Origin of the sequence: Legionella brunensis, from assembly GCF_001467025.1 — a bacterium.
Classification (GTDB): Bacteria; Pseudomonadota; Gammaproteobacteria; order Legionellales; family Legionellaceae; genus Tatlockia; species Tatlockia brunensis.
The window spans coordinates 281,417-297,943 of sequence record NZ_LNXV01000003.1; the positions used below are offsets into that span (position 1 = coordinate 281,417).

Genomic DNA, 16,527 nt, shown 5'->3' on the forward strand with positions numbered 1-16,527 from the left:
TCGAGTCATCAGCGTTTGCAGTTAACTCGTACCAAGTTAACGTTGCGTTATATTCTCAACATAAACGGTACTGGCAACAGGTTCCTCGGCATTCCTACTTATCTCGGCAAAGCGAACCCTGTCTCCTATTTCAAGTTTATCAAAGTTATAGTCAACAACACTTTCACTGTTAAAACGAATTTGGCGGCCATCAGGGGTCTCAATATAACCATAGTTAGCTGATGGACACACTTCAAGAATTTGTCCATAAAGAGGCATCTCGTGATGCTTTATTTGTCCGCGCCGTTGTTCAACATAGGCTTGCAGCTGTCTTTTAATGGCATTAAATGCGTCACGAATCGCGACATAAACGTCTTCATGAGCATGATGTTCTGCAGGTTCGCGACTAGCTACTAATTCTGCGTCAGGCACAGTTAAATCAATACGAACATGGTAGAGTTTTCCCTTATTATGATGTCGATGAGGTGATTCGATGACAACGCGACATCCCATTATTCTATCGAAATAGCGTTCAAGTTTTTCAGCAAGGGAGCGGGCTTTTTCTTCAGCGGTAGGTGAGTGGTCCATGTTACGAAATATCACTTGAATAGGAAGTTTCATTTCCTACCTCCTTGTGCATATGCTGAATTAAGCTTGTCTTTTTGATTTATAGTCAAAAAAATTTAGACTTTCAATGTATAAATTATAAAGATTGTATTTTTAATGGGCTAAGTAAAGGGATTTTCTATTAAATTATATTTTCTTTAATAAAAGTAAAGTTAGTATTTTTTATGTAATCTAAATTCTCTAAAGTTATGAATAGCTCTGGTAATCATTAGAAGGTAAGCGATGCAAAAACAAGTGTTAATATTAGGCGGCTATGGCAATTTTGGTAAACGCATTGCTCATTCCCTATGTAAGGCTAATGTAGCAGTCATTATTGCTGGTCGTAGTCTATGTAAAGCTGAGCAATTCAGAGATGAACTTTGCAAACAATATCCCGAAGTATTAATCAATGCGATAGCACTTGATGTTGCGCAAGAAATTAAAACGCAATTAGTTCACTGGCAACCTACGGTGGTAATTAATACTTGTGGCCCTTTTCAAATGGCCGATTATCATGTCGCATTAAATTGTATTGAATGTGGTGTGCATTATTTAGATTTAGCGGATGGTCGAGATTTTGTTGGGGGCATAGGCCTATTGGATAAAGCGGCGAAAGCGAACAATGTCCTTGTCGTAAGTGGAGCAAGCAGTGTTCCCGGTTTGTCCTCTGCGGTGCTTGAGCATTTTCGAGGAGAATTTCAGCGAATGAACTCACTCCAATTTGGCATAGCTACGGTACAAAAATTTTCGCGAGGCTATGCCACGGCTAAGGCAATCTTGACTTATTTAGGCAAACCTTGCCGACCTCCTTTTGGTGAGGAACAAAATTTTTATGGTTGGCAAGGGCTGCATAGTATAAATTATCCTGAGATGGGCAAACGCTGGATGAGTCTTTGCGACGTGCCTGATCTGGATCTCTTGCCGCCACGTTTTGGCCTTAAAAAAATCAGTTTTTCAGCGGGTATGGAGAGTAATTTGTTACATTGGGGGATGTGGTTAGTGTCGTGGCTGGTGAGACTTGGTTTACCACTGTCTCTGCCTAAGCATACTCGGTTTTTAACGAATATCGGCCACTGTTTTGATTGGCAAAGTAGTGATGACAGCGGCATGCATATGTTTATAAAGGGTTATGATTTACACGGTAACCCCTTGGAAATCAAATGGTTTCTTTTGGCCAAAGAGGCTGCCGGCCCTTATATCCCTACAGTGCCGGCCATTGTCTTGGCTAAACAATTGGTGCATGGCCAATTAGAATTAAGAGGTGCGTTGCCTTGTGTTTCCTTAGTTAGTTTGTCGGACTATTTAGCTGAGATAAGTGATTTACCAATAAAGATGCAAGTTTGGAGAAGTGATGGTTTATCTATGGCTTAAGTTGATTCATATTGTTAGTTCCACCTTGCTTTTTGGCACGGGCTTGGGGTCAGCATTCTATATGTTTATGGCAAACCAAAAGCAGGATGATTTAATCTACTTATTGCGCACGACAAGAAACGTGGTGATCGCTGATTTTATTTTTACAACACCTGCAGTTCTAATCCAGCCTATAACAGGTTTTGCGATGATCTATTTGGCGGGGTTCTCATTGATGAGTTTTTGGATAATCGCGTCGTTATTACTTTATATTTTGGTCGGTCTTTGTTGGCTCCCAGTTGTATTTATCCAGATAAAATTACAAAAATTGATAGCGTGGGCAATCGCTAATCAACAGCCTCTTCCTGCAGATTATTATCGTTTGTATAGGATATGGTTTATATTAGGATGGCCAGCATTCATCGGTGTGTTACTCATTTTTTATTTGATGGTGGTTAAGATATCATAAGGGGGCCAAAAAATGGCAATAACTAACATGCTCCATGGCTCAGTAATATCACCTTTTGTACGCAAAGTTGTAGTCGTTTTAAATAGAAAGGATATTGCATATCAAGTTGAGGAAGTAACACCTTTTATCCCTGCTCATCGCGAAAAATTGCTAAAATTAAATCCCTTGGGAAAAATTCCAATTTTTCAGGAAGACAATTTTGTGATTGCTGATTCTTCAGTGATTTGTGCATATCTTGAAAAGAAATATCCCGTTGCTCCAATTTATCCAGTAAGCCCGCAAGGTTTTGCCCAATGTTTATGGTACGAAGAGTATGCTGATACACAGTTAATTCCCGCAATAATTACCGTGTTTTTTCACCTGGTTCTTGCACCATTGCTAAGGCGCAAACCTAATTTAAATGCTGTGAAATTAGCTTTAGAACAGCAATTACCGCCGATTTTTGCATTTCTTGATCAGGAGGTTGCTGATAAAAATTACCTTATAGACGGATGTTTTTCCTTAGCGGACATCAGCATAGCAACCGCATTTCTCAATTTTGAATTCGCAGGACAGACTATTGATGCCAGTCGGTGGGGAAACCTTATTCGCTATTTAACTACCATTTATAAGGAAAAATCGGTTGAAGAAGCTTTTACACAAGCGAAAGCAAGATTTGCAAGTATAAAAAAGTAGCCTTTGAGGTAAGTCGTGAAAAACTTAACGTTAGTCTTCCTATTTAATGCCCTATTAGCGAATATAGTCATCGCACAGCCGCTGTCTTTAGAAACCTCAGCACAAATTCAGACAACTTTAAATGATTATTTGGTTGGTAAGGGAGCGGATGAACATATCACAGGTATTGCGGCTTCCATATTTATGCCTGATATGAAAGGCAGTGAAGAAGGCCAAATTACCAGCTATTTTGCTGGTGATAGAGGGTATGCCCCTTTTGATAAAAAAATAACGAAGGACACTTTATTTGAGATAGGCAGCATTACCAAATCATTTATAGCTGCTCTAATTTTGCAATTGGATGCTCAAGGTAAATTATCACTTGATGACCCTCTTGAAAAATGGTTACCTCAATACCCTCAGTGGGGTGCTGTCACGATTAAAGAATTACTCAATATGACCAGTGGTATTCCAAGCTATACAGACAGCGACGTTTTTTATGAAGCATATCTAAAAAATCCTCAAATGACATGGTCGTCTGAGGATCTCCTTAATTATGCGCAAGAAGTAAAACCAAAGGCCTCTGCAACAAATCGCTATAACTATTCAAATTCAAACTATATTCTCGCCGGTCTTATTATAGAGAAAGTATCGAATCAGTCGTTAACTCAGCAGCTAAAAGCAAATATCATTACCCCCAATCATCTGCAAAACATTTTCTATCCTGCTGGTGAAAACGGTGAAAGGCTTCATGCACAGTTACAGCCAAGAATGGCTCATGGATATTTCTTGGATGACAATCAAGAGTTTGTGGATATCACTGCCAATAGCTTATCTTGGGCAGGGGCTGCAGGGGCCATTATTGCAGATACTGTTGATGTGATAAATTGGGTACAGTTACTCTACCATGGGAAACTTTTTGAGCCTTCCTCTCGCCGTCAGGCGTTGGCGAAGCTTCAAAGCGTTGTCTCGATGAAAAATGGCAAACCTATCGCTACGGTAAGTCATGAGGAGCCAACAGCTTTTGGTTTGGGGGTGGGTTATTATTTTGATGAGGAGTTGCAAGACAGGTTTTGGGTCTATGAGGGTGGCACATTAGGTTTTCGTGTGATGTATATTTGGAGTGCTTGCAATAATATTACTACGGTGGTTGCATTAAATAGCAAGTCAGGAAATGCTAATCCTTCCCATTCTCAGGGAGATGGGATCTCAGCTTTGAACTTAAGCCTTTACAAAATCATTCTTAAGGAGAATCCGCAGTATCATTGCAAGAGCCCACCAATTCACAAAATATTGCATAAAGAATAGTTTCAACGAGCTGATTATGTCTTGTATAATCTGCGATATTTTTATGCAAGTCATGTGGCTCTGTGATAAAATAAAAAAAATTTCAGCCCAGCGTTGCCAAGGTAAGAGTATGACTTGTTTTTTCAAAACGGAGAAACTTCAATTTCGTAAGGCAATAACAATTCGAATCTTGATGAATGAAAAATTAGAACGTCGAGGACTTGCTGAAGATGCATTAGGTGCACAAAATGAATTTGAGCAAAGACTTGATCAAGAGTTAGTCAGCTCGATGCTTGGTTTAGAGGATGAATGGAGTGAAACAGCGAATACTTTATACGATGAACTCGTAGGTATTCTGGGTTGCTATTTTAATACAGAATACCTTGATCTTAAGACGATTTATCTTGCTAACGATGAGCTATTGTCTAATAATTTTGCTCATGCTACTCCGAAAGATTTAATACATATTAAAGAAACTTTAATTGTTTTATTAAGTTATTTTAATGGTGCTTTTGAAGCAAGTCCGTCAACTTCTTATCCATTTGGGAGTGTGGTTCTAGAGTCCCCCAGTAGAAAGGATGCTTATAAGGTTTTCCTTAACCATACCAAAACACTTATTAGTTCTGCTAAGACAGTTTCTGGTGTTATCGCGAGTCTAATGCTTGTCGCGGATTTAGCTAAGGATAAACCTCTTCTTGCCAAATTTGCGTTACATTGCATCAAAGAACTCTCCTTGACATTGCAAGAAAAAATAAGTCCTATCTTGTTACAAGATTTCTCAAAATCAGTGGGGGCGGCGTGTCAGCTTGAACAAGTAAGAGAATCGCTAATCTTAAGGTTAGAAGGATATTTAATCAGTCGTGCCGCATTAAAAACAACACAACGCTCATCAAATTATTTTATCTGTGTTTATGAACCCATAGACAGAGGCTTTTTCAATAACAACCGCTTGCAAGATGCACGCATTGAAGTTGCAAATAATTTGCTGACTCAATTACAGTTTATGAGTTTGGATGGTCAGGATATTGATAGTCCGCTAATATTTCTCAAAGCTCTCGACAAGGCAATAATGGAAAATGAACGAGTTTATCGTTTCTACGGCAGAATAGCGGATGGACAGGGAGTTCTAGCCGAGATTTTAGCAAATATGCGTCAAGAGCTGAAAGAAATCTATCCCGAAGAGTGCTTTGATGAGGAAGAGACTGCTTTTGCGGATATTCTCCCGGATTTAGATATTCCACGCGGATAACTTTTGTTTTCCAGTATATGGTTGTAGGTAGGAGTCTCCTTGTTAAATTTTTGTTCTAGAAAAGGGCAATATGGCTGCAATCATTTAATATATACCTCGTGCTGCTTTTTTAGTTACAATATTTCTTACAATTTTCTTGGCTAATGAGGATTTATGCCTTCTTTTGATATTGTTTCTGAAATTAATAAAGTTGAATTGCGTCATGCAGTGGAGAATGCTGAAAGAGAAATGGGAACGCGATTTGATTTTCGCGGTGTGGAATCAAGTATTGGACTTAATGACTTGGTGGTTACTCTAAAGGCTGAATCCGATTTTCAGGTGCGTCAGTTAGAGGATTTATTTCGCAATCATTGTACGAAACGTGGTGTCGATGCAAGTGGGGCTGATATAGAAGATGAGCCTATTCATAGCGGAAAAACTTTTTCATTATCAATGACTTTTAAGCAAGGAATCGATCAGCCCACTGCAAAAGATATTGTGAAACTGATTAAAGATAGCAAACTGAAGGTTCAAAGTTCGATTCAAGGGGATAAAATTCGCATTACAGGTAAAAAGCGTGATGACTTGCAAGATGCCATCGCTTTATTAAAGAAATCTGACATTAAATTGCCATTACAATTTGAAAATTTTCGTGACTGATAAATAGGTCTATTTACAATTCTACTATCAATGCTTTTTGACTCAAACTAGCGAATTGTAAACAGACCCTAATAAAAAATTCGTATGGCCAGTAAATTTAAAGTGCCCAAAAAGTGAAGTTTTTGGTCTAATATAAACGTATAGGTGATGACTGAGCCTGGCTGAACCAGTTTTACTTATCAGATAGGAGATTGTTTTTGAGGCGTGGTGTGTATACCTGTGTAATTCAGGGAACCTGAAGCGCGTCATAGATCGCCACCGTGAACTTTCTAGCGGCTCAGATACACAGGTGGTCGTTACCTGTTATTTTTCAATTCAATCCTATGTTCCTCATGATATCTGCAAAAAAGTTATGGTTAGGAAGTTTAATACGTCAATTTTGTATAATATATAATCGTGTCGTATAATTAAAAAACAAATACTTGAGCAAGGATATGCTTTATGAAGAAGTTAATTGTTGCTTTATTTGTGTTTGTTCCTTCGTTGTTTCTCACGGGGTGTTATGTAACCTCCACTAGTTATTATCCTGGCTATACAAATGATTATGTTTACTCTGTAGGATATTATGGATACCGTCCTTATTGGGGTAGCCGTTATTATACTGGTAGTGGTTGGAGTAGTGGCTATTGGAGTGGTTATCGAGGCATCTATAGTTATCCTAGAGCATGGTATGGTTATGTCCGCAGATGGTAATCTGCGGATGGTACCCTTAATTTAGGAATAGGTTGATGTGGGTGTAAGTTTCAGTTCATCATTTAATTGAGCTTTGTAGGCTGTAAAAAGTTTTTCTCTAATTTCTGGACGAGGAGTTTTGGTAATAGCTCCCTCTGCCAGCTTGTCTCCAACATAACTTAACAACCCCTTAATGTTGGTAATGATATGCTCTGTTGAAGTGGCAAGTAAGGTATCCATTTGGTCAAATACTTCCTCTACAGCTGTTTTAAAGAATGTTTTGGAGACAAAAGGTAATCTGGGATCTCTGCTACTGTTAACTTCGGGTCTAACATGCGAACCAAAATGCTCATAAGGTCGCAGAATTTTTTTATGTTTTCTTAACAAATAGCAGGAATATTCAGTTGCAATTGTATGGCCTGAGTAAATTTTGAGCACATGTTGATAGAGATCAAAAGCAATGAGTATAGCGTCTCGTTTAGGAATACCCGTAGCTCGATACTCGCGAAAGAAATCAGCAATCAGCGATAATAAATTAGCAACGTATTTGGGATCTGCAGTATTATTATTAGATATGATCTTTTCAAATCCAGCTATAAAAGCTTTATAATAACTTGAGGATTGCAGGGAGGGGGTTGGGAATAGGGAACGAGCGAATAGCCCCTCTTGTGAGGGAAGTCCTACTTGTTGTCTCTTTTTTTCTTCAATATGGAATGAGGGAATGTTACTTTCCCCCAATGGATTCAGCATCATAGTCGAAAATGTGGGAAGTCTGGAGTCCTGGCTAAAAAGACTCATTTCTTGCAAAGGACTCATGACCTGTCGCTGTTCTGGAGTCGGACAACTCATTGGTACGGGGGTTAAAGAAGAAATATCAATAGGTGGGCCAACCATTAATACAGCAGGAGGTACATTAGAAGAGAGGTCCATGGCCTCATCTGAAGATGTGAGTTCATCAAGAGTTGTTTGAAATTTACAATCTTTTTTGGCTGTAGGAAAAACATCCTCCTCTGGATAAATACATTCCACCATGTCATCCCTTGCTTCCATAGGAAACTCAGGAATAGTTGAATTTTTTCTCTCTAGTTTTATAAGTTCTAACAAATCAGTAACTATTTGATTTTCTTCATCTTCAATGGTTATAGTGTCAAGTATTTCTTCACATGTTTTTATAAGAGAAGCAGAGTCTTGTTTTCTGGTTACTGTGATAAGAAGTGCATAACTTAGCAACTCCAATTTTTCCAGCGGCTCTGTAATCGTTTTTTGAAAGAGATGTTCATCCTCAATATAGCGGGCCATTTGTTCAACTATTGCTCCATTAGAATCACTCTTATATTGTCGTTCCAACAGATTTAGATAGCCTAAATGGCAAGCAAGGGAGATCTCTTTACTGGCCTTCTTACAGTACATAAGAGAAGACTGCATCCACATGATGGCTTTTGATAGTGTTAGAGAGGAAGGCAGGTTTTGAACCGATCCATTTTCATCATTATCAATGATGTCTATTATTTCATCACTAATGATTTCACACGCTTCCGCAAGGGCTGAATACGCGGTTTTTAATGTTTCTTCGTTAACAACGATATTTGTTTTTGACGAGAGCTGCCCGTGATAAACTATTTCCATTTCTTGGAGCATACCCGGAATAGGTTGCCATTCTTCTTCAATATTTGCAAAATCTTCCTTATTTATAATAAGTTCTGCTTTAGTAGCAAGAATGTCAGCCAAGACGTGAACAAAGGCATCATAAAAATCAGTGTGTAGCTGTTTTGATTGAGAAGCTGCATGGCGATTTAATGTTTCCAGGGCATTTAAGTAGTAGGCGAGTGCCTCCTCATAATTTCCTGCATTAAAAGCAAGATCACCATTTATTTGATCAGGGGTATTAAAGTAGAATTTCATTTGAATTGCCTGGGAAAAAAATCTAATTTTAACTAAAGATTTATTTTTGATCAACAAGCGAACTTACTATTTTAAATGTACACTTTTAAGGCTTTCTGATGAAAGGTTGGATTCTCTACAAACGTAGTCGAAATGAACTAACTGAAAATGATCATGGTGTTAATCACCTGTTATCAGCCGCAGCTCATTTGCAAGTGGAGCTTGAAGTTTACAAGCCAGAGCAATTTGAGCTTGTAGTCACCAGAGAAGATAAAAAGAGTATCTTGCTCGATGGTGCACGGGTATCGCTGCCGGATTTCTTACTTCCTCGTTTAGGGGCTGAAACAAGCTATTTTGCACTTGCCATTATTCGTCAATTAGAAAAATCAGGTGTCCATACCTGTAATAATGCAAACGCGATTGAAACTGTTAAGGATAAGATGCTCCTTAGTCAATTGTTTGCGCAAAGTGATTTGCCCTTTCCTAAAACGATGCTTGTTAAATTTCCTGTGCCGGTTGCAGTCGTTGAACGTGAGATAGGTTTTCCTTTGGTCATTAAAAATATTTCAGGGGCCAGAGGAATTGGTATTCATCTTTGTGAGTCGGCCACTAGTTTTAGGGATTTAATGGAGTTAATTGCCACTCATAGCGGTAATCATCAAATGATTTTACAAGAGTTTGTGGCCACCAGTTATGGACGCGATCTGAGGGTCTTTGTTTTGGGTGGGAAAGTGGTTGGTTGCATGAAACGAACTGCTAAAAATAGTTTTAAAGCGAATTACTCTCTTGGGGGAGAGGTCGCCCCTTATCTGGTTACTCCTGAAATTGAACAACTAGCAATACATTGTGCGCAGTTATTTAATTTGGAAATTGCTGGGATCGATTTATTATTTGCCGAACAAGGGTTTAAAATTTGCGAAGCGAATTCTTCGCCGGGATTTAAAGGGATGGAGTTGGCAATCGGCAAAGATCTCGCTGTAGAAATACTAGAATACGTGATAAATGCAGCCCAGAGAAAAAAATAATTTATTGATTTTTTTTCTGCCACAAAGGCAGCTCAATGCCATATTCTTCTACATTATCGTAATGTTTGTTGCCAGCACTGGGATGGCAACTTGTAAAGAATGTAAAGAAATTTCCTATAGAAGAAAAGGTCTCTGTCGCTTTATTTGTACAAATATTGGTTGATAACTGAGGATAGGCTTTACCGTCCCAATAAAATCGAAAGCTAGTATGTGGATAGAGTCTGAGGAAAAACTGTAGTTGTACTCTAGGCATCTCATTTAATGTGCTAAGGAGGCTTCGTCTTTCAGTGCTATCCAGCTCCTCATAAGGTTTCACCAACAACTGCAAATCATTGAAGGCCTCTACAATATTATCTCTGCTATTGTTGCTTTGTCCGGTGTAAGAGCTGGTTTGATGTTTAGGAGAGACTAACTCCTGGTACTTATTCTTAATTTCAGCAAAAGTAGCCCCAGGAGTGAGCTGCAAAACTTCAAAGGCATGGTCAAAGTTAATTGCAGGCATGGGTCTCTCCTTGTTTTATTCTTTAGCCCGTGAAACGTATTCTCCTTTACGAGTGTCCACCTTAATGAGTTCACCCGTTTGGACAAAGAGTGGTACGCGAACAACAGCACCAGTTTCAAGAGTAGCTGGTTTTCCGCCACCACCTGAGGTGTCACCTTTAAGGCCAGGATCAGTTTCGGTAATGGCAAGGATGACAAAGTTGGGTGGCAATACTTGAATTGCTTCGTTATTCCATAAGGTAACAATACAAAGATCTTGTTCTTTAAGCCACTGAGCTGCATCAGCGACTGCTTCTGGACCTACGGCATACTGCTCGAAAGTATCGGGAACCATAAAATGCCAATGTTCGCCATCGTTATATAAATATTGCATCTCCACGTCACCCACATCCGCTGACGGTAAAGTTTCGTTGGATTTATAGGTACGTTCAACGACGCGGCCTGTTTTTAAGTTGCGAATTTTTACTCGGGTAAATGCTTGACCTTTCCCCGGTTTAACAAATTCACAATCGACAATGCTACAAGGCGCATTATCAACCATAACTTTTAAACCATTCTTAAATTCATTGGTGCTGTAGATAGCCATCAGTGCTCCACTGTTGAGATTTTGTTCCAATTTCGCTAGAGTTCACGCAGTTTACCAATTTTGTACAATTAATGCGAGATTACTCTGTGAGTTGGCAAAAAATTCTGGCTCAAGGTTTTACTTCAGTCAATGAATTACTTGAATTTTTATCATTACCTGTGACTTTAGGTGATCAATCTGCTGAAAAGTCTTTCAAAACGCGTGTCCCTCGCGGCTTTGCTGCTCGGATGGAGCCAGGAAATCCGCGCGATCCTCTTTTGTTGCAGGTTCTGGCTGTGAATGAGGAGCTACGCTCCGTTGAAGGTTATGTCCTTGATCCTCTGGCAGAAAATGCCTCAATCCATAAGCAAGGTTTGATGCATAAATATCAAGGACGAGTCCTACTCACTCTAACCGGTATTTGCGCTGTCAATTGCCGTTATTGTTTCAGACGCCATTTCCCTTACCAGGATAACAATCCAGGCAGAGAAGGATGGGAGGCCGTGCTAGATTATATTCGAGAGGACACGACTGTTCATGAAGTGATTCTAAGTGGTGGTGATCCTTTATTAGCAACCAACTTGGTTTTACGTCATTTTTTGCAGCAATTAGAAAAGATTGCTCATGTACGGACATTGCGTTTCCATACCAGAGTACCTGTGGTACTTCCGGAACGAATTGATGATGAATTATTAGAATTATTACAATGGTCTCGATTACGCAAAGTTATTGTTATTCATAGCAATCATGCGCGTGAGCTTAGTGATGGTGTGAGGTTGGTTTGTAGGAAATTGCGGCAAATAGACTGTCATTTACTTAATCAGTCGGTGTTATTAAAAGATGTAAATGATGATGTAAATAGCTTAGTGGAGCTAAGTGAGCAATTATTTAACTGTGGTGTGTTACCTTATTACCTTCATCTTCTAGATAAAGTCAGTGGAGCCGCCCATTTTGACTTGCAGGAAGAGAAAGCCTTGGCACTTTACCGCGAATTACAAACACGACTTCCTGGTTATCTCGTGCCGCGATTGGCTCGAGAAGAACCTGGCAAAAAAGGAAAAACACTTCTGATTTAGATTATCTAAACTGTTATGTCACTCACTATTTTTGGCATATAAGTCGAGTAGTTTTTCTTGGGCACTATAACTTCCAGTCGTCATCGGCTTGTAGCTACCATCGGCCTGCATTTCCCAAGAGTTGGAATTATCTTTAAGGTAGTTTTTAAAAATTTCTTGTTTAATGCGTTTTTGATGATCTTCATCAAGAATAGGGAACATGATCTCGATGCGATTATATAAATTGCGCTCCATAAGATCCGCGCTTGCACAATAGAAACGCTCGTTGTCTTCCGTGCGAAAATAATAAACTCGATGATGCTCAAGAAAGCGGCCAACAATAGAGAATACTCGAATGTTATCTGAAACCTGCGGAATACCGGGCTTAAGGCAACATACGCTACGCACAAAAAGATTAATTTTTACTCCTGCTTGAGAAGCGCGATAAAGCGCTTTAATCATGGTCTTGTCTGTCAGCCCATTCACCTTAATATTAATCTCAGCCTCTTTACCTATCAAAGCTGCTTGGCTACATTCGTCAATGAGTTGAAGCAAATTTTTTTGCAAAGTGAAGGGGGAGTGACAAAGCGCTTTGAGCTTAACGGCCTTACCAAGTCCCGTAAGCTGTTGGAAGATAATTTGCACATCAGAGGTTATCGTTGGCTCACTGGTTAATAAGCCAAAATCGGTATAACGCTTTGCTGTTTGCTCATGATAATTACCTGTTCCTAAATGAGCATAGCGTTTTAGTTTGCCATGTACTCGTCGTACAACGAGTGTCATTTTTGCGTGAGTTTTATAGCCCATGACACCGTATAAAACGAGCACCCCGGCCTCATGAAGTCGATTCGCGAGTTTTAAATTGGATTCCTCATCAAACCGAGCACGCAATTCCACAACTGCCGTGACTTCTTTTCCAGAGCGAGCTGCTTCCACTAATGCTTTGACCATGACTGATTCAGAGTGAGTACGATAGAGTGTTTGTTTAATTGCTAATACATTAGGGTCGGCGGCGGCCTGGCGGACTAAATCGATCACCACATCATAACTTTGATAAGGGTGGTGTAATAAAATGTCTTGCTCATCAAGAGCATTAAATATATTTCGTTTCTGATGGACTATTTCAGGATATTGCACAATGAGAGGCGGGTAATTTAAATCAGGTCGGTCGATGTGGTTAATGACGCTAAAGTACCGTTGAAAATTGACAGGTCCATCACAATGATAAGCATCTTCATGATGCAGATGGTGTTTTTGTAGTAAAAAATCGACGATATTTGTTGGACAACGTTTATCCACCTCAAGACGCACGACGTGACCATAATGACGTGAGAACAGTTCGCGTTGTACCGCAACAGCTAGGTCTTCAATTTCTTCTTCGCGAAGGAACAAATCACTATTTCGGGTAAGACGAAAAGAATAGCAACCATTGATTTCCATACCAGGAAATAGGCTATGCACATGCGTTTCGATGATGGAAGATAAATAAACAAAATGAGCACCACCCTCTTCACAAAGTTCCGATGGTAGGTGAATTAAGCGTGGTAAAGAACGTGGAGCATGAACGACTGCATAATCAATATTACGATCAAATGCGTCTTTGCCGCGTAAAGAGATAATGAAATTTAAACTTTTATTAAATAGGCGAGGAAATGGATGAGCTAAATCAAGGGCTATAGGACTGATAATGGGCAGGATCTCATTTTTAAAATAATGCTTTGCCCATAAATGGATGTCATCTGACCACTCTTCCGTAGCAAGAAACTGGATATTTTCTTTTTTCATTGCAGGAAGCAATTGCTTATTGAATATATCGTATAGCTCATCGCTAAGTAAATGTGCTTTTTTACTCAGTTGCGTAAAAATTTCATTGGCTTGTAAACCGTCGATATATAATTTTCTTGAAGAAAGGGCAATTTTCTCTTTTAGGCCCGCTACTCGAATTTCAAAAAATTCATCAAGATTGCCACTGCAAATGCAAAGAAAACGCATACGCTCGAGCAAGGGAACACGCTCGTCTTTGGCAAGCTGCAGTACGCGCTCATTAAAGGCTAAAGCCGTGAACTCTCGATTAATGTAATATTCCGGGTTATCTAAGTCATTACTCAAGCTAAACTCCAGCACTAGCGGTTATAAGGTTAGACCCTATTATCAAATGTCAAAAATTCTAGTGTATCTTGTCTTATCGAACAAGAAAAAAACAAATTCCTATGAATGCCATAAAGCCCCAAAAAGGAGAAAGTTGCCAATAAGTCAAAGCGAAAAAAAATAGGATAGAAGCAAGGACTATGGGGAGGGAGTAATACATAGAGACTACCCCTTGTGCCACAGAAAACGAGGCTGCTGCCAGTAAAGCCAATGCGCCATACTGAACAGCTATCATAATTTTGCGTGTGATAGGCCCATTATGACTACTCAATAATTGATAACCTAGTACCGCAAGGATTAGTCCTGGCAAATTTAGACAGGCTACTGCCAAAATTAAACCCATCATTCCGGCCGCCTTATAACCGATTAAGGCTGATAATTTAACCGCTGTTAATCCGGGGAATAGAAAGGTTGAACCTACCATTTGAACAAATTCTTCTTCACCAATCCAATGGCGATAGGTAACCGCTTCATACTCAAGTAACTTTAACATCGAATTGCCACCACCTAAGGAAATGAGGCCAATTTTGCCAAAGCTAAGTATGACTGCGAGCAAAGTTTTAATCATGGTGTAAAAAGTTGTCTTAGAAAGCTAACATAGTCGCAAGAAATCTGGTCAGGCAGCAAGTATTTTGCGATTTGTGTCACTAACAATTGGGAGGGTCCTTCGATACAAACACTAAAAAAAATTTTCTCATGAACTTTAAGCCTTGCAAGTTCAAGCTTGATTGCCGGGGTAGTCTGAAATCTATAAAGCAAGGCAATCTTTGAGACTGATAATTTTATCGCTTTTTCTTGCAATTGGCTCAATAAACCTATGGTTGAGTGTAGGGCTGCAGGCAAGCTATTCGAGGTATATAGATTCAGATCAATTTTTTTTCCATAACCGCGAATATTATCTATTTCTTGCAGCAGAGGTTTGTACTGCAATTCATCTCGCCGTTGCTTAATATTGTAATCGTAGTCAGAAAGTAATAAATAATAATCTTGCCGATTTTTAATTTCATAATTGCTTAAGTTAAGAAAACTACTGTCAAGGCCATTTAATATAATGATGGAGTCCTCTGGCCAAAAATATCGGGCTTCCCATTTAATACTTTCTTTTTCACCCTGAGGAAGAGAGTCTAGAACTAATTGGGGTTGATCGTTAATTTCAAAATTCCAAATAAGACGCTTATTCATGGTGAAAAGGTGATAATTAAAAAGAATAACGCTAGATGATTCGTATCATGAAAGCAAGCTAAAAAAGAACAGAGCGGATTATTATTATTTTTTTGCTATCAAGAGGGTGGCAAAGTGGCGCTGCCCACAACGGTAAAACCTTGTTGTAAGCAGGGCAAGAATTAATTATCTTGTGGATTGTCAAGTTTAAATTTGGGGTAAGTGATTAATAATTTCCCTTGATTTAGTCTGCTTCTCTTTAGGTTCAAAAAATAGGCCTGTTATACGCTTCATGTCAATGGCTTTAGACAGTTCACTTTCCTTATCGCTTAATAGCGCATTAATATTCTCGCCTTTGTCAATGCTCTTCGATAAACAGCTCATAATTCTGTCTAGTTTTTTACTGCTATTTATCCAGTAAGGGTTGTAGCTATTTGCCCCCTGTTCTAATCGATTAATTACATCCGTTATTTTTTTATTGTCTTTAAAATGGGCTTTTAATTCTTCATATGGTTTTATTTTGGAGATAAGGTTATCTAGATTCTCGAGTGTTTGTTCAAAGTTATAGGGAATATTGGGCCCATAGTACTGATATTCTTCATACTGTGCGGGTAAATGAGCTTCCCTCATCTGGCGTAATTCTTTTACGGCTGTTTTAATAGTTGCAGTCTGATAAGCGGTTTCTCCAAACGTCCATTCAGCAAGCACATAATATCGATCGATGAAGTTGCCGGATTCCCATTTGCTTGCGGCGTTATTTTCCCAAACGCGACCATCACCAAAAGCGGTGGCTCTATCAAATAGCTTGCGATTTTCAATTAAAAACAAACACAGTTCTGCGTGTTGCTGTGACATTCCTTCATTAACTAACTGCTCAATTTCTAATGTGGGCTTTGTATCGTGCCAATTGCTTCTCCAGTTGTTTTTCTTCAAAATCTTGACCGAGTGTGAATTGAGAGAGCCATATCCATCCGGATAAAAACTGTAGTTACCGAAAGCATGACAGTTAAAGATGTACTGTCTTGCGGCGTCGATATTGGGGGTTGGTTTAGCCATGAAGTTCTCATTGTAATTTCCAAGGGGGCAAATTATAGCGAAGTTAAATTAAGCCAATATTAAGAATCTTGTAATCTTTTGGACAAAAAAAATTTTTTGGCTAAGAGGCGATAATAGGGGTAAAAAAGCGAGTTAAAGATAATTTTATGCTTCACATGTTGGCATTACTCGCAAAAATATAGAAGACAGGTATATACTTGATTATTTGGCGGATTCTCAATCAAAGGGAA

At 39.1% G+C, this 16,527-nt stretch carries 17 protein-coding genes; 9 read left to right on the plus strand and 8 right to left on the minus strand.

What is annotated here, in order from left to right; genetic code table 11:
* Positions 1–36: 36 nt before the first annotated feature.
* Positions 37–600: an HPF/RaiA family ribosome-associated protein gene (locus tag Lbru_RS01495; protein WP_058440406.1), complete on the minus strand. Its 564-nt coding sequence runs from the start codon at positions 598–600 to the stop codon at positions 37–39.
* 228 nt (positions 601–828) lie between these two features.
* Between Lbru_RS01495 and Lbru_RS01500 the strand changes: the two genes are divergently transcribed.
* The 7 genes from Lbru_RS01500 (at position 829) to Lbru_RS16685 (ending at position 6,926) form a co-directional block, all read left to right on the plus strand.
* Positions 829–1,956 carry a saccharopine dehydrogenase family protein gene (locus Lbru_RS01500; RefSeq protein WP_058440407.1) on the plus strand — a complete coding sequence of 376 codons (1,128 nt, stop codon included), beginning with the start codon at positions 829–831 and terminating at the stop codon, positions 1,954–1,956.
* Positions 1,937–2,404 carry a DUF2269 family protein gene (locus tag Lbru_RS01505; RefSeq protein ID WP_058440408.1) on the plus strand — a complete coding sequence of 156 codons (468 nt, stop codon included), beginning with the start codon at positions 1,937–1,939 and terminating at the stop codon, positions 2,402–2,404. The genes Lbru_RS01500 and Lbru_RS01505 overlap by 20 nt, the downstream gene beginning before the upstream one ends.
* Before the next feature lie 12 nt (positions 2,405–2,416).
* On the plus strand, positions 2,417–3,079 hold the full coding sequence (locus tag Lbru_RS01510) for a glutathione S-transferase family protein (RefSeq protein ID WP_058440409.1): 663 nt from the start codon (positions 2,417–2,419) through the stop codon (positions 3,077–3,079).
* Between the two features lie 15 nt (positions 3,080–3,094).
* The gene (locus Lbru_RS01515; protein ID WP_058440410.1) at positions 3,095–4,366 is read left to right on the plus strand and encodes a serine hydrolase domain-containing protein; all 1,272 of its coding nucleotides are present in this window, start codon (positions 3,095–3,097) and stop codon (positions 4,364–4,366) included.
* Between the two features lie 16 nt (positions 4,367–4,382).
* Positions 4,383–5,594, plus strand: a complete 1,212-nt coding sequence (locus tag Lbru_RS01520) for a hypothetical protein (RefSeq protein ID WP_131793417.1) — start codon at positions 4,383–4,385, stop codon at positions 5,592–5,594.
* Between the two features lie 153 nt (positions 5,595–5,747).
* A complete protein-coding gene (locus Lbru_RS01525; RefSeq protein WP_058440412.1) occupies positions 5,748–6,233 on the plus strand; it encodes a YajQ family cyclic di-GMP-binding protein in 486 nt (161 codons plus the stop codon).
* 441 nt (positions 6,234–6,674) lie between these two features.
* On the plus strand, positions 6,675–6,926 hold the full coding sequence (locus Lbru_RS16685) for a hypothetical protein (protein ID WP_083500783.1): 252 nt from the start codon (positions 6,675–6,677) through the stop codon (positions 6,924–6,926).
* Positions 6,927–6,947: 21 nt separating this feature from the next.
* Here the strand turns inward: Lbru_RS16685 and Lbru_RS01530 are convergent, their stop codons facing one another.
* The gene (locus tag Lbru_RS01530) at positions 6,948–8,807 is read right to left on the minus strand and encodes a hypothetical protein (RefSeq protein WP_058440413.1); all 1,860 of its coding nucleotides are present in this window, start codon (positions 8,805–8,807) and stop codon (positions 6,948–6,950) included.
* A gap of 98 nt (positions 8,808–8,905) precedes the next feature.
* On the opposite strand from Lbru_RS01530, the gene Lbru_RS01535 reads away from it, so the two are divergent.
* Positions 8,906–9,811 (plus strand): ATP-grasp domain-containing protein, encoded by a 906-nt coding sequence (locus Lbru_RS01535; RefSeq protein ID WP_058440414.1) that lies wholly within the window; start codon positions 8,906–8,908, stop codon positions 9,809–9,811.
* A 1-nt stretch (position 9,812) separates the two neighbouring features.
* Here Lbru_RS01535 and Lbru_RS01540 read toward each other — a convergent pair whose 3' ends face one another.
* Together Lbru_RS01540 and efp are read right to left on the minus strand one after the other, a co-directional pair.
* Positions 9,813–10,313 carry a hypothetical protein gene (locus tag Lbru_RS01540; protein WP_058440415.1) on the minus strand — a complete coding sequence of 167 codons (501 nt, stop codon included), beginning with the start codon at positions 10,311–10,313 and terminating at the stop codon, positions 9,813–9,815.
* Between the two features lie 15 nt (positions 10,314–10,328).
* A complete protein-coding gene (gene efp, locus Lbru_RS01545) occupies positions 10,329–10,898 on the minus strand; it encodes an elongation factor P (RefSeq protein WP_058440416.1) in 570 nt (189 codons plus the stop codon).
* Between the two features lie 71 nt (positions 10,899–10,969).
* Here efp and epmB point away from each other — a divergent pair, with 71 nt between their 5' ends.
* Entirely contained in the window at positions 10,970–11,953 is a 984-nt protein-coding gene (gene epmB / locus Lbru_RS01550; RefSeq protein ID WP_058440417.1) for an EF-P beta-lysylation protein EpmB, read from the plus strand.
* Positions 11,954–11,971: 18 nt separating this feature from the next.
* Here epmB and ppk1 read toward each other — a convergent pair whose 3' ends face one another.
* The 4 genes from ppk1 to Lbru_RS01570 all read right to left on the minus strand — a co-directional run bounded on the left by ppk1 (position 11,972) and on the right by Lbru_RS01570 (position 16,297).
* Entirely contained in the window at positions 11,972–14,041 is a 2,070-nt protein-coding gene (ppk1, locus tag Lbru_RS01555; protein ID WP_162262378.1) for a polyphosphate kinase 1, read from the minus strand.
* 73 nt (positions 14,042–14,114) lie between these two features.
* The gene (locus tag Lbru_RS01560; protein ID WP_058440418.1) at positions 14,115–14,648 is read right to left on the minus strand and encodes a chromate transporter; all 534 of its coding nucleotides are present in this window, start codon (positions 14,646–14,648) and stop codon (positions 14,115–14,117) included.
* Positions 14,645–15,262, minus strand: a complete 618-nt coding sequence (locus Lbru_RS01565; protein WP_058440419.1) for a hypothetical protein — start codon at positions 15,260–15,262, stop codon at positions 14,645–14,647. The genes Lbru_RS01560 and Lbru_RS01565 overlap by 4 nt, the downstream gene beginning before the upstream one ends.
* Before the next feature lie 186 nt (positions 15,263–15,448).
* Entirely contained in the window at positions 15,449–16,297 is an 849-nt protein-coding gene (locus Lbru_RS01570) for a hypothetical protein (protein ID WP_058440420.1), read from the minus strand.
* Positions 16,298–16,527 lie beyond the last annotated feature (230 nt).